The sequence below is a fragment of the Kribbella sp. NBC_01505 genome (genome assembly GCF_045040285.1).
Classification (GTDB): Bacteria; Actinomycetota; Actinomycetes; order Propionibacteriales; family Kribbellaceae; genus Kribbella.
Map to the genome: position 1 here is coordinate 1,465,127 of NZ_CP109425.1, position 12,340 is coordinate 1,477,466.

General features: G+C 67.6%; 15 protein-coding genes. 10 read left to right on the forward strand and 5 right to left on the reverse strand.

Annotation, left to right across the window (positions count from 1 at the left end; translation table 11 throughout):
• Nucleotides 1-48: 48 nt before the first annotated feature.
• A complete protein-coding gene (locus OG474_RS06500) occupies nucleotides 49-453 on the forward strand; it encodes an NUDIX domain-containing protein (RefSeq protein WP_405061288.1) in 405 nt (134 codons plus the stop codon).
• Here the strand turns inward: OG474_RS06500 and OG474_RS06505 are convergent, their stop codons facing one another.
• Nucleotides 454-1,170, reverse strand: coding sequence for a helix-turn-helix domain-containing protein (locus OG474_RS06505; protein WP_405061289.1), 717 nt, complete (start codon nucleotides 1,168-1,170; stop codon nucleotides 454-456).
• An 86-nt stretch (nucleotides 1,171-1,256) separates the two neighbouring features.
• On the opposite strand from OG474_RS06505, the gene OG474_RS06510 reads away from it, so the two are divergent.
• The 3 genes from OG474_RS06510 (at nucleotide 1,257) to OG474_RS06520 (ending at nucleotide 3,901) form a co-directional block, all read left to right on the forward strand.
• Nucleotides 1,257-2,087: an NAD(P)H-binding protein gene (locus OG474_RS06510; protein WP_405061290.1), complete on the forward strand. Its 831-nt coding sequence runs from the start codon at nucleotides 1,257-1,259 to the stop codon at nucleotides 2,085-2,087.
• 17 nt (nucleotides 2,088-2,104) lie between these two features.
• Nucleotides 2,105-2,884 (forward strand): GNAT family N-acetyltransferase, encoded by a 780-nt coding sequence (locus tag OG474_RS06515; protein ID WP_405061291.1) that lies wholly within the window; start codon nucleotides 2,105-2,107, stop codon nucleotides 2,882-2,884.
• Nucleotides 2,885-2,950: 66 nt separating this feature from the next.
• The gene (locus OG474_RS06520; RefSeq protein WP_405061292.1) at nucleotides 2,951-3,901 is read left to right on the forward strand and encodes a hypothetical protein; all 951 of its coding nucleotides are present in this window, start codon (nucleotides 2,951-2,953) and stop codon (nucleotides 3,899-3,901) included.
• 19 nt (nucleotides 3,902-3,920) lie between these two features.
• On the opposite strand, the gene OG474_RS06525 is transcribed toward OG474_RS06520, so the two are convergent.
• Complete coding sequence (locus OG474_RS06525; protein ID WP_405061293.1) at nucleotides 3,921-4,331, reverse strand: DUF4267 domain-containing protein; 411 nt, start codon at nucleotides 4,329-4,331, stop codon at nucleotides 3,921-3,923.
• Between the two features lie 106 nt (nucleotides 4,332-4,437).
• Between OG474_RS06525 and OG474_RS06530 the strand changes: the two genes are divergently transcribed.
• A complete protein-coding gene (locus OG474_RS06530) occupies nucleotides 4,438-4,992 on the forward strand; it encodes a TetR/AcrR family transcriptional regulator (protein ID WP_405061294.1) in 555 nt (184 codons plus the stop codon).
• Nucleotides 4,993-5,008: 16 nt separating this feature from the next.
• Here the strand turns inward: OG474_RS06530 and OG474_RS06535 are convergent, their stop codons facing one another.
• The 3 genes from OG474_RS06535 to OG474_RS06545 all read right to left on the reverse strand — a co-directional run bounded on the left by OG474_RS06535 (nucleotide 5,009) and on the right by OG474_RS06545 (nucleotide 6,632).
• A complete protein-coding gene (locus OG474_RS06535; RefSeq protein ID WP_405061295.1) occupies nucleotides 5,009-5,698 on the reverse strand; it encodes a hypothetical protein in 690 nt (229 codons plus the stop codon).
• Between the two features lie 8 nt (nucleotides 5,699-5,706).
• Entirely contained in the window at nucleotides 5,707-5,961 is a 255-nt protein-coding gene (locus OG474_RS06540) for a hypothetical protein (protein WP_405061296.1), read from the reverse strand.
• A 95-nt stretch (nucleotides 5,962-6,056) separates the two neighbouring features.
• Nucleotides 6,057-6,632 (reverse strand): histidine phosphatase family protein, encoded by a 576-nt coding sequence (locus OG474_RS06545; RefSeq protein ID WP_405061297.1) that lies wholly within the window; start codon nucleotides 6,630-6,632, stop codon nucleotides 6,057-6,059.
• Nucleotides 6,633-6,725: 93 nt separating this feature from the next.
• Here OG474_RS06545 and OG474_RS06550 point away from each other — a divergent pair, with 93 nt between their 5' ends.
• From OG474_RS06550 to OG474_RS06570, 5 genes are read left to right on the forward strand one after another with little or no spacing between them, the layout of a single operon-like run.
• Nucleotides 6,726-7,730 carry a LacI family DNA-binding transcriptional regulator gene (locus OG474_RS06550; protein ID WP_405061298.1) on the forward strand — a complete coding sequence of 335 codons (1,005 nt, stop codon included), beginning with the start codon at nucleotides 6,726-6,728 and terminating at the stop codon, nucleotides 7,728-7,730.
• Between the two features lie 22 nt (nucleotides 7,731-7,752).
• Nucleotides 7,753-9,036, forward strand: coding sequence for a sugar ABC transporter substrate-binding protein (locus tag OG474_RS06555; protein WP_405061299.1), 1,284 nt, complete (start codon nucleotides 7,753-7,755; stop codon nucleotides 9,034-9,036).
• On the forward strand, nucleotides 9,036-9,908 hold the full coding sequence (locus OG474_RS06560; RefSeq protein ID WP_405061300.1) for a carbohydrate ABC transporter permease: 873 nt from the start codon (nucleotides 9,036-9,038) through the stop codon (nucleotides 9,906-9,908). Before OG474_RS06555 ends, OG474_RS06560 begins: the two co-directional genes overlap by 1 nt.
• Nucleotides 9,908-10,720, forward strand: a complete 813-nt coding sequence (locus OG474_RS06565) for a carbohydrate ABC transporter permease (protein WP_405061301.1) — start codon at nucleotides 9,908-9,910, stop codon at nucleotides 10,718-10,720. Before OG474_RS06560 ends, OG474_RS06565 begins: the two co-directional genes overlap by 1 nt.
• Before the next feature lie 11 nt (nucleotides 10,721-10,731).
• Nucleotides 10,732-12,333, forward strand: coding sequence for a glucoamylase family protein (locus OG474_RS06570; protein ID WP_405061302.1), 1,602 nt, complete (start codon nucleotides 10,732-10,734; stop codon nucleotides 12,331-12,333).
• Nucleotides 12,334-12,340 lie beyond the last annotated feature (7 nt).

The following is a 12,340-nucleotide window of genomic DNA, read 5'->3' on the forward strand; positions in this document are numbered from 1 at the left end:
CACCCCCGGATCTGCCGATTGTGGCTAACACCGCCTACTCTGCCTGCCATGGATCCGGACCGCATCGACTGTGTGGGAGCACTCGTGTACGACGAGCAACGCCGCCTGCTCGTCGTCCGCCGCGCCAACGAACCCGGCCGCGGCCTGTGGGCCCCGCCCGGCGGTCGCGTCGAACCGGGTGAGGACGATCCCACCGCGGTGGCTCGCGAGGTGGCCGAGGAGACCGGGCTCACGGTCGAGGTCGGCACGCTGGTCGGCGAGGTCGAACGCGCAGCCCCACAAGGCCGTCTCTACGTCATCCGCGACTACGAGGCCACACCCGTCGCCGGCACCCTCACCCCCGGCGACGACGCCACCGACGCGCGCTTCGTCACCCGCTCCGAACTCCTCGCCCTCCCCACCACCACCCTGCTCATTTCCACGTTGGACCAGTGGAACGCGCTTCCCAGCTGATCAGCAGGCGGTGACCGGGACCCGGCCCGCGGCGAAGGCAGTGGGCGTGACGCCCATCAGCGAGCGGAAATCCGCGATCAGATGCGACTGATCGGCGTACCCGGTCTCTGCCGCGGTGACGGACCAGGACGACCGCTGCCGCCCGATGACGTCCCGCACCCGGCTGATCCGGGCGAAGTGCTTGGGCGACACCCCGACCGCCTGCCGGAAGACTCGGCGCAGATAGCGCTCACTCACTCCGAGGTGATCCGCTGTCGCAGCGGTGCTGGTCCCACCAGCCAACTCCTGCACCGCGGCACCGACCAGCTCATACCTGGTCGGTAAGCGCTCCGGGAGTCTGGCGAGCAGATAGTCGCCCAGTACGTCGATGCCCCGCTGGGGTTCGTCCCGCAGCAGCCCGAGCCGCTCGCCGAGCCGATCCGCGGAGGGACCGATCAGGTCGGCCAGTGGGATCACCTGGTCAGCCAGCTCATCGGCAGCCACCCCCAGCAACGCGGTCGCGCGGCCGGGCCGGATCCGCAACCGCACGCAGACCGGGAGGGACTTGGGCGTCGGGTACGACGCTTTGGTCCGCGGACCGATCACCAGTACGTCGCTCGCCCCGGCTGCCGTCACTCGCCACAGCAGCGTGGTCGCCGGATCGGGCGGGAGCACTGTGACCGGTTCGTTGGTCTGCTGCCGGCTGATGCCGTCCAGCCAGGGCTCGAGGGTGCGCACCGGTCCAGCGTAGCCAGGTGATGACGGGCGGGCGTAGTACCGAAACTTCCTATCCCGGAGTACGGCGTACCGCGCAGGGTGAGCGCATGATCCTGATCTCGGGTGCCACCGGCACCATCGGAAGTGAGCTCGTCCGGCAACTGACTGCTCGGGGCGTACCGGTCCGGGCGATGACCCGGGATCCGGGCCGGATGCAACCAGTCGCCGGAGTCGACGTCGTACAAGGTGATTTCGAGGATGCCGACTCGTTGCGGAAGGCAACTGCTGGAGTGGATGCCGTCTTCCTGCTGAGCGCGCCGGGTGGGTCGGTGCCTGAGCATGATCTGGCCATGCTGCGGGCGATCGACGGCGTACGGAAGGTGGTCAAGCTGTCGGCGATCGGGGTCGGAGGTGCGGCCGCCGAGTGGCACCAGGCGGGTGAGGCGGCGGTTCGCGCGAGTGGGGTGGCGTGGACGCTGCTGCGGCCGACCGGGTTCGCATCGAACGCACTGCGGTGGGCGCCCATGATCCAGGCCGGTCAGCCGGTCCCGAACCTGACCGGATCCGGGCGGCATGCCTTCGTCGACCCGCGCGACGTCGCCGCGGTCGCGGCCGAGGCGTTGCTGTCTTCGGACCACGACGGGCAGGTCTATACCTTGTCCGGCCCGGAGTTCCTGAGTGTGCCGGACCAGGTGGCACAGCTGTCGGAGGTGATCGGGCGGACGGTCGCGGTGGTCGACGTACCGATCGAGGTTGCCGCGGAGCAGATGCGGGCGGCTGGTGTCGATGAGCTGATCGTCTCCACGATGGTGAACGGGTCGGAGCTGATTCGGTCCGGCGGGGAGCGGACCCTCACGACCGATGTCGAGCGGGTGCTCGGCCGGCCGGCCGGCAGCTTCCGCGGGTGGCTGGAAACCCATCGCGAATTGTTCTCCTGATCAAGCAGACTGGGCCGATGGACGTCGTACGAGCGATCGAGGAGAACCTCGCCGAACTGCTGATGACGATGGGCGCGGCCGGAGGCGGTTCGCAGCGCGACGACGCGACGGCCCGGTGGACGATCGGCGGGTCGCCGCTCGACTACCACAACGCGGTCGTCGCGGCCGGGGACCTGGACCGGGCGATCCCTGAATCAGTGGCCGAGCTCCGCCGGTACGGCGTGCCCGGCTGCTGGCACGTCGGGCCGTCCCTGCGAACCCCTGACCTCGGCGATCGTCTGCTCGCCGCCGGCTTCACCGACGGCGGCAGCGAACCCGGTATGGCGGTCGCCCGGACCGAGCTGGTCGCGCCAACCGCCGTACCGGGGTTGTCGCTCGAGCGGATCACCGACGACGCCGGACTGGCCGTCTGGGAGCACACCCTCGGTCGAGGCTTCGGCGAAGGCGAGAAGGAGGCCCGCTGGGTCGCCTCGGTCTACCGCACCCTCGGCTACGCCGACCCCTGGCGCCACTACCTGGCCACCCTCAACGGCACCCCGGTAGGCACGATCACCGTCTTCCTGGCCGCCTCCGTAGCCGGCGTCTACTTCGTCATGACCGTCCCCGAAGCCCGCCGCCGCGGCATCGGCGCCGCCCTCACCCACGAAGCCCTGACCCGCACCGACACCGAGTACGCCGTACTCGGCTCCTCTCCCGCCGGACTCTCCGTCTACACCTCCCTAGGCTTCCGCCCCCACTGCACCATCAACCTCTACGAGCTCGATCAGCGGGGATCTACTGCCTCTGACAGGCAGTAGATCCCCGCAAAGCAGTTATCCACAGGGCTTCTGACGCGGTGGGCGGAGATCGGTCAGGCTGGATGGGTGGACTGGTGGTGGGAACGGCAGCTTGCCGACGAAGGACTGGACGTGCTGATCCATGAGCAGGACCGGATCGTGTCGCGGGCGCAACTGTTCGCGGCGGGGTGGTCCGAGGCGCGGATCCGGCAGCCGCTGCGCGCACGGCGCTGGCAGGTCGTGCATCCCGCGGTCTACGTCGCCCATACCGGTCCCGTCGGGCATGACGGACTCCTGCTCGCGGCGTTGCTTTACGCGGGGCCGGCTGCTGCATGGAGTCACCACACGGCAGCGGAACAGCTCGGGCTGATCAAGCCGGCTGATGGCCGGCCCGTGCATGTGACGGTTCCGGAGCGCCAGCAGATCGCGTCGCGACCTGGGCTCGTGGTCCACCGGGACAGGCATTGGGCCGATCGCCTCGCGAGAGCAGTCCCACCTCGACGTACGGCGGCGCATGCTGTGCTCGATGTGGTGGGCAGCTCCCGAACGCTGGATCAGGCGGCCGCGATCATCGCCGAGGCGTGCCAGAGCGGACGGGTGACCGCCGCCGATCTACTGGTCGGCCTGGAGGACCGGCCGCGATTGCGCCATCGGCGGGAACTGCGGCCGATCATCGCGGACGTGGCGGCGGGTACGCATTCGTTACTGGAACTGCGCTATCTGAACAATGTCGAACGACGGCATCGACTGCCGACCGGGGTGCGACAGCGGGCGGTGGATGGCGAGTACACCGATGTGTTCTATGACGGGCTGAGCGTCGAGCTGGACGGGCGGTTACACCTGGTGCCGCAGCAGCGGTGGCGAGACCTGGATCGGGACAACCGGGCGACGATGCGGGGCGAAGCGACGCTGCGCTACGGCTGGTTCGACATCACGAGCAGGCCGTGCGCGGCCGCCGTCCAAGTCGTCCGGTCCCTACGCCACCGCACCCCGACCCTCAAGGCCCGCCCCTGCGGGCCCTCGTGCCCGGTCCGCTGAGCTTTGCGGGGACCTGCGGTCACGGAGAGACAGCAGAACCCCGCAAAGCTGCGGTTTCGGGGGTGGCGTGGGGTTCGCGGAGGAGGAGGGTGGCGTCGAAGAGCATTACGGCGGCGGTTAGGGCGTGGATCAGGAGGGCGGTGGCCAGGGAGCCGCCGTGGGTGGCTACGACGATGGCGTCGGTGATGGGGACGATGGCGATGACGGCCAGGATGATGCCCGTCGGGCGGCGCTGGCCTAGGGCGAAGAGGGCCAGGACCACGAGGCCCAGGGCGATGTCGCGGATGCCTTTGACCGGAAAGAAGCCGCCGGCGGCCGCGGTGATGCCGAAGCCTGCGGCGGCGCCGGTGCCGTCGAAGAGGAAGCGGGTGCCGAAGGTGAGCGGGAAGAGGCCGAGCAGGATGGTCAGGACGGTGGTGAAGCGGCGCATCGTGGTCTCCAGTTTCTAGCGTTGCTAACTTTCCTAGCGACGCTAACATTGCGGTTGCTAGATTGTCTAGCGCCGCTAGACTGTCTAGCATTGCTACGATGAGCCCATGCCAACCCAGGATCGTCGTGAACGGGCCCGTGCGGAGCGGGGTGCGCTGATCGTGCGCGCCGCGCGTGAGCTTGCCGAGGCCGACGGCTGGGACGCCGTCACCACGCGGCGGCTGTCCGAAGCGGTCGAGTACAGCCAGCCGGTGCTCTACAGCCACTTCACGAACATGCAGGCGATCGTCACGGCCGTGGCGCTCGACGGGATCGCCGAGCTGGCCGCCGTACTGCGAAAAGCCCGGGAGGCGGACGGATTGCGCGGGCTCGCCGAGGCCTATCTCGGGTACGCCGAAGCCCACCCGGCCGTCTATGCGGCGATCTTCACACGCCGGACCGACCTCGTCTTCGGCTCAGAGGAAAGCCCGGAGATCCTGAAGGCAACCTTCGGCGAACTGCGCGCCGCCGTGGAGCCCTACGCGGACGGCGACGCGGAGACGCGGACCGAGGTCTTCTGGAGCGCCCTGCACGGTCAAGCGACCCTCAACCAGGACCGCAGATTGCGGCCGGCGCAGCGTTCCGACCGCATCGCCCACCTCGTCCGCCTGGTGACGGGCTAGGACAGCGCCAGTACAGCTAGCCGGTCACCGAACGGACGAACTGCAGGACCGTCTTGATGTTGTCGACGTTCTCGACGACCCACTTGGCACTCTTGCCGACGCTGCGCGCGATCTCGTCCCACTCCCACTCCGGGCCGCTCTGGACGAAGGCCGCGGAATTGATCGGCTGCTGCACCTCGAACCAGATCCGCAGGCTCGCGGCGAGAAGCTCTGCGCAGGCGTCGGCATTCCGGCCGGCCAGCAACTCGGCCGACTCCGGATCCGGCAGCCGGAAAGCGAGCAGGACCTTGCGCGACGCGTCGGCCTTGTCGTCATAGGTGTAGAAGCCACCCAGCTGGAAGGCGAGATTCAGCCCGTTCCTGATCGCCGTCATGAACGTCGGCCGCGACTGGTCGAACTCGGCGACAAGTTGCTCCCGGCCCCGATCGGTCATCGGGCCGAAGATCAGCCGGCGGACGGGTTGCAGAGTCGTGCCGAAGCTCGTCGCGACCAAGCTGTGCTCCGGGATCCAGTACAGGACGCCGACCACGGAACCGCCGCCGACAGCGAACTCGTACTCGAGCTCGCTGTACCCCGCCAGCTCACGCCGCCGCAGCACTCCGACCTGGGCGAACTCCCCCGGCGCGGCCTGCGGCTGGAGGAAGAACCTCATCGCACCCGGCGTCTCGGGCTGGTACCCGGGATCGGCGAGCCAGTGTCCGGTCATCGCTGCCGCTACTGCGGCTTGAGACCGCGTCGCTCCAGCTCCGCGCCGATCTCCTGGTGGATGACCATCGCGTTGATCGCCCAGGCGAAGTGTTCGGCGTTCATCACCACCGGATTCTCCGGCGTCGCGAACTCCGCCTTGGCGTTCTGCTCGGCGACGAACGCGGTCCCACCGGCGGTCTCGGCGTACTCCCGCAGCAACCGATCGGTCGGCATCCCGGTCAGATTGCTGCCCTGCTTGATCTTGCGCGTGAAAAGGCCCATCTCGTTCCCCCCACAGGAAAGTGATCACGGGTGACCACAGGCTCAGAGTGACACACAGTGATATTGCTGGGAAGGGGTCGGAGCGGGGAGCCGGATCAGCTGTTCCAGTGCAGGATCGCGGGGGAACCGCGGTCCCAGCCGAGGGTCGAGACGGTGGCAGTGTCGAGCACGAAATGGCGGCCTTCGGTGACGTCCAGCTCCAGCCAGCGGGCGGTGAGGGCTCGCAGCGCGTGGGAGTGGCCGAATACGAGCGTGTCACCGTCGGTGGCGGCGATGCGGGCTACGACGTGGTCCAGACGGGTGGCGACCTGCGCGGCCGTTTCGCCATTGGGTACGGGGTTGGCCCAGACCGTCCAGCCAGGGACAGTTTTGCGGATGTCCGCGGTGGTGACGCCTTCGTAGTCGCCGTAGTTCCACTCGGCGAGGTCCTCGTCGACCTCGGCCTGCGGGAAGCCGGCAAGTTCGGCGGTACGGCGGGCGCGTTGGCGCGGTGAGGTGAGGACGAGGTCGAAGTCCTCTCCGGCCAACCGGTCCCGGAGCGAGGTGGCGATCCGTTCACCCTCGGGCGTCAGCGGGAGGTCGGTGACGGAGGTGTGCTTGCCGTTCTTGCTCCATTCGGTCTCTCCGTGCCGTACCAGGAAGAGCCGGTCCTTACGTTCCGCAGTGGTCACGTGTTCATCCTGCCAGACCGCCTCTGAGCCCTTGACCGTTTGAACGATCCACGGCAGGGTATCGAAACTGTAAGCGCTTCCACTGGAGGTTCCATGGCGACCGGCAGGCCCGCGACGATCTACGATGTCGCGGCGCTCGCGAAGCTGTCGATCGCGACGGTTTCGCGCGTGCTGCAAGGGACCGGACCGGTTTCGGAGAAGGCCCGGGACCAGGTGGGACGGGCCGCGGCCGAGCTCAACTACGTGCCGCTCCGGGCCGCGCGAAGTCTTGCGGTGCAACGACATGAGGCACACGGGCTGGTGCTGCCCGATCTCAGCGGTCCATTCTACGGTGATCTGCTGATGGGGTACGAGCGCTGGGCCGGCGAGCACGGCCAAAGCGTCGTACTGACCGTGACGCACGGCAACGCGGATCCGCGCCGGACAGTGCGGGACCTGGCCGGCCGGGTCGACGGGATCGTTGTCCACGGCAACGCTCTCGAGCTGCCCACGATCCAGCAGCTGCGCAAGGCCGGCGTACCGCTGGTGCTCGTCGCGCATCCGCCGGTGACCGGGTGCGATTCGGTCCGCACCGAGAGTGCGTCGAGCGCTCAAAAACTGACCACCAGATTGCTGGAGCACGGTCGCACAAGCCTCACCTTCGTCGGTGATCCGGCCAGCTCGTACGACGTTTCGGAGCGGTACGCCGGATTCGCGAAGGCGCACGAGGTTCGGGGCGAGGTGGCGCCGGAGCCGTTGCGCGTACCACTGACGGAAGAGGCCGGGCGCGAGGTCGCCGCGGGAGTGCTCAACCAGCCGCCGGACGGGCTGGTGTGCGCGAACGATGAGCTCGCGCTCGCGGTGCTGACCACCTTGCGGGCCGCCGGAATCGACGTACCAGGCGATGTTGTGGTGACGGGGTGGGACGACGTGATGGCGGCTCGGTATGTGTCGCCGGGGTTGAGCACCGTGCGGCAGCCGATGGCCGAGCTCGGGCGGTTGGCGGCGCAGCGGTTGCACGAGCGGGTGACCGGGGAGCGGACCCGCGCACGGAACGACGTACTGGCCACAGAGCTCGTCCTACGGGACAGCTGCGGCACCTCGGGGGCAATTCAGTAGTACCGAGTGAGGAGACAAATCCATGTTCACCCACAGCATTCGCCGCCGACTGGTGATCGGCTGCGCACTCGCGCTGACACTGGCCGCATGCGGGCGGTCGGCCGACACCCCTGAGGCGGGCGGTCAGGCGACCACGACCGTGAGCGACGGACCCGCCACCGGAGACCTGACCGTCTGGGCGATGGGCACCGAGGGCGAGAACCTGCCCAAGCTGATGGAGCAGTTCCAGCAGGCGAATCCCGGCGCCAAGGTGACGGTCACGCCGATCCCCTGGGACGCCGCGCACAACAAGTTCACCACCGCGATCACCGCGCAGAGCCTGCCGGATGCCGCGATGGTCGGGAGCACGTGGATGGGTGAGTTCGCCGATCTCGGCGCGCTCGATCCGACGCCGCAGGGCTTCGACAACTCGAAGTTCTTCGACGGTGCGCTCGACACCACCAAGGTCAAGAACGTCCAGTACGGCGTGCCCTGGTACGTCGAGACGCGGCTGGTCTACTACCGCAAGGACCTGGCCGCGAAGGCCGGGATCACCACGCCGCCGACCGACTGGGCCGGGCTGAAGGCGATGGCGAAGGCCATGCAGGACAAGGCCGGAGCGAAGTACGGGATCAATCTGCAGCCGGGCGGCACCGGGTCCTGGCAGACGGTGATGCCGTTCGCCTGGTCGGCCGGGGCCGAGATCACCGGGGACGACCAGAAGTCGTTCACGCTGGACACACCCGCCATGCAGGAGGGGCTGCAGTACTTCCAGAGCTTCTTCACCGACAAGATCGCCGGCACCGACCTGCCGCCGAACCAGACCGAGGCGCAGTTCGTGAACGGTACGGCGCCGATGTTCATCTCCGGACCGTGGATGGCGGGCTCGGTGGCGAAGGCCGGTGGTGCGGCGATCAAGCCCAACATCGGTGTCTTCGAGCTACCGAAGAACAAGACCTCCACCTCGTTCGTCGGTGGGTCGAACTTCGTGGTCTTCAAGAACTCGAAGAACAAGGACAGCGCCTGGAAGCTGGTCAAGTGGCTGTCCGAGGAGAAGACGCAGGCCTCCTGGTTCAAGATCTCCACCGATCTGCCGGCCGTGAAGAGCGCCTGGCAGGACCCGAGTATCGCGAACGACCCGCTGCTCCCCGTCTTCGGTAAGCAGCTCGAGGACGCCAAGGCCCCGCCCGCCATCGTCAACTGGGAGCAGGTCGCGGTCGCCTTCGACACCGAGGTCGAGAAGATGGTGAAGGCCAACCAGTCCCCCGCCGACACGGCCAAGGCCATCCAGACGAAGGCCAGCCAGATCGGCACCGGCGGTAGCTGATGCTGCGCAGGCAAACCGCAGCCGCCTGGGTGCTGGTGCTGCCCTTTGTGGTGCTGTTCCTGGCATTCACGGCAGGACCGGTGCTCGGGTCGCTCGGGATGAGCTTCACCGACATCCGGCAACGCGATCTCCGTACGCCGTTCGCGGTGGAAGGCGTTGGCTTCGGCAACTACCTGAAGGCCTTGCAGGACGAGACGTTCCGCAAGGCGGCGTTCAACACGGCGTACTTCGTGGTGATCGGGGTGCCGTTCACCCTGGTCGCCGCGCTGGCCGCCGCCGTCCTGCTGGATCGTGGGGTGAAGCGGTTCCAGGCGTTGTTCAAGGTCGGCTACTACCTGCCGGTGGTCACGTCGATCGTGGCGATCGCGGTCATCTGGCGGTTCGTCCTGGCGCCGGATGCGGGCTTGCTGAACACGGTCCTCGGGTGGTTCGGCATCGACGGCCCGAACTGGCTGGGCTCGAAGACCTGGGCGATGCCGTCACTGATCGCGATGGCGGTCTGGCGGAACTTCGGGTCGGCGATGATCATCTTCCTGGCCGGGCTGCAGGGGATTCCGCAGTCGGTCGAGGAGGCCGGTCAGCTCGATGGTGCGGGCTCGTGGCAACGGTTCCGGTACCTGATCATTCCGTTGCTCCGGCCAACCATCCTGTTCACCAGCGTGACCACCGGGATCGGCTATCTGCAGTTCTTCGAGGAGCCGTTCGTGATGACCCAGGGTGGTCCGCTGAACAGCACGATGTCGGTGTCCATGTACACGTACCAGCAGTTCGGCTTCGGCAACTACGGTCTCGCGACGTCGATGGCGTATCTCCTGTTCGTCGTCATCGCGGTGGTCACGTTCATCCAGTTCCGGCTGCTGAGGGAGAAGTGATGCGCCGTACCTGGTGGATCTACCTGATCGGCGTACTCGGGCTGATCGCGGTCGCGGCGCCGTTCCTGTGGATGGTGCTCGGCAGTTTCAAGACGCAGGGTGAACTGCTCCGCGTCCCACCGACCTGGTTGCCCGCGGACGCGACGACCGAGAACTACGAAGCCCTGTTCAGCAAGGCGCACTTCCCGCGCTACTTCCTGAACTCGGGCCTGGTCGCGCTGGTTGTGACGGCCGGCAACCTGACGTTCTGCTCGATGATCGGCTATGCGCTGGCCAAGCTGCGCTTCAAGGGCCGGAACGCGTTGTTCGTCCTGGTGATGGCGACGCTGATGGTCCCGGGCATGGTCACGTTCGTGCCGCTGTTCGTGCTCGTCACCAACGCCGGGCTGGCCAACAGCTATCCCGGTCTGATCCTGCCGTTCCTGGTCTCGCCGTTCGGCGTGTTCCTGATGCGGCAGTTCTTCCTCGGGCTGCCGGACGACCTGATGGATGCCGGGCGCGTGGACGGTGCCGGTGAGCTGGGGATCTTCACCCGGATCATGGTGCCGCTGACCCGGCCGGCGCTGGCCACGCTCGGCATCCTGACGTTCCTCGGTTCCTGGAACAACTTCCTCTGGCCGCTGGTGATCGCGCAGACCGAGGACAAGTACACCCTTCCCGTTGCCCTGGCGCTGTACTCGACCGGCCAGAACGCGCAGAACTTCGGCCTGCTGATGGCCGGCGCGGTCGTGGTCGTCGTACCGGTGCTGGTGATCTTCCTGGTCTTCCAGCGCCACGTCACCAAGGGCATCGCCATCACTGGACTCAAGTAGGAGGCAAGCTGATGACCGCCACCATCAACCGTCGCACGTTGCTGACCGCCGCCGGATCCGCCGCATTGCTCGGGAGTACTGCCCGAGCCTACGGAGGGGTGGGCGCCAACGGGGCTTCCCCTGCTGAGCTTCTGCGGGGCGGCTGGCGTCCGAGCCGGGCTGACAAGGCGCTTGTGGGGCGGTGGGCCCGGGATACTTGGCGCAGCATCGTGGCGATGACGGATGAGCGGACCGGGTTGCCTGCGGACAACATCGGGGCGTCGATCACCAGCCCGGTGCGGAGCAAGTACACGTCGCCTACCAACATCGGCGGCTACCTGTGGAGCACGGTGGTTGCCAGGCACCTCGGGATCATCTCGCCGCAGGAGTCGCTGCGCCGGATCACGCAGACCCTGACGACCATGAAGAACGTCGTCCATCACCAGCCCAGCGGCATGTTCTTCAACTGGTACGACGAGGCAACGGGCGAGGTCCTTCACGTCGACCCGGACGGCACGAAGCCGATCACGCCGTTCGTGTCGAGTGTCGACAACGGCTGGTTCGCCTGTGCGCTGATGGTCGTCCGGAACGCCGAGCCGCGCGCCCGGCGGCTTGCCGACGAACTGCTGGACAAGATGAATTTCGCCTATTACTACAACCCGGCAGCCCGCCCCGGCGGTCTCATGCGCGGCGGCTTCTTCGAGACCTCGCCTCCGGACGAGGAGACCGAGAAGGGCAACCACACCGGCAGCGGCCCGGACGTGTACTACCGCAAGTTCCACTACGACACCTGCAACACCGAGGCACGCATCGCCGGGTACGTCGGGTTCGCGCTCGGCCAGGTCCCGGCCACCCAGTACTTCGCGACGTACCGGACCTTCCCGGACTCGTGCGACTGGTCCTGGGTCGAGCAGAAGCCGAAGGGTGTCCACCGCACCTATCTCGGCCTCGACGTCTTCGAGGGCACCTACGAATACCGCGGGATGCGGCTCGTGCCGTCGTGGGGCGGCGACATGTTCGAGTCGCTGATGCCCGACCTGTTCGTGCCGGAGTCGACCTGGGCGCCGCGGAGCTGGGGCATCAACCACCCGCTCACGGTCCGCGCGCACATCGAGCACGGCCTGGACGAGGCGAAGTACGGGTACTGGGGCTTCTCCCCCGCCTCGAACCCCAAGGGCGGCTACTCCGTGTACGGCGTCGAGGCGATCGGCATGGATCCCGGCGGCTACCCGTCGGACCTCGAGGGGACGAACTTCGACGCGGGGTTCGAGGGCTGCCGCGAAGGCACCAACCCGACCCCGACGTACGGCGATGGTGTCGTGACCCCGCACGCCGCCTTCCTGGCGATGTCGTACGCCCCGCGGCAGGCGATCGAGAACCTGCACAAGATCGAGACGAAGCTACACGCGTACGGCGCCGGCGGCTTCTACGACGCGGTCGCGGTCAAGTCCGGGCTGATCGCCAAGCGCTACCTGTCCCTGGACCAGGCGATGGTGATGGGTGCCATTGGCAACGTCTTCGGCAACGACCTGATCCGCCGCAGCTTCGCCGACCGCCGCGCCGAACGCGGCATCCGCCCCGTCATCGGCCAGGAACGCTTCGAATCCGGCCTCGAATCATCCGAAAGCCGCTAACGTCCGA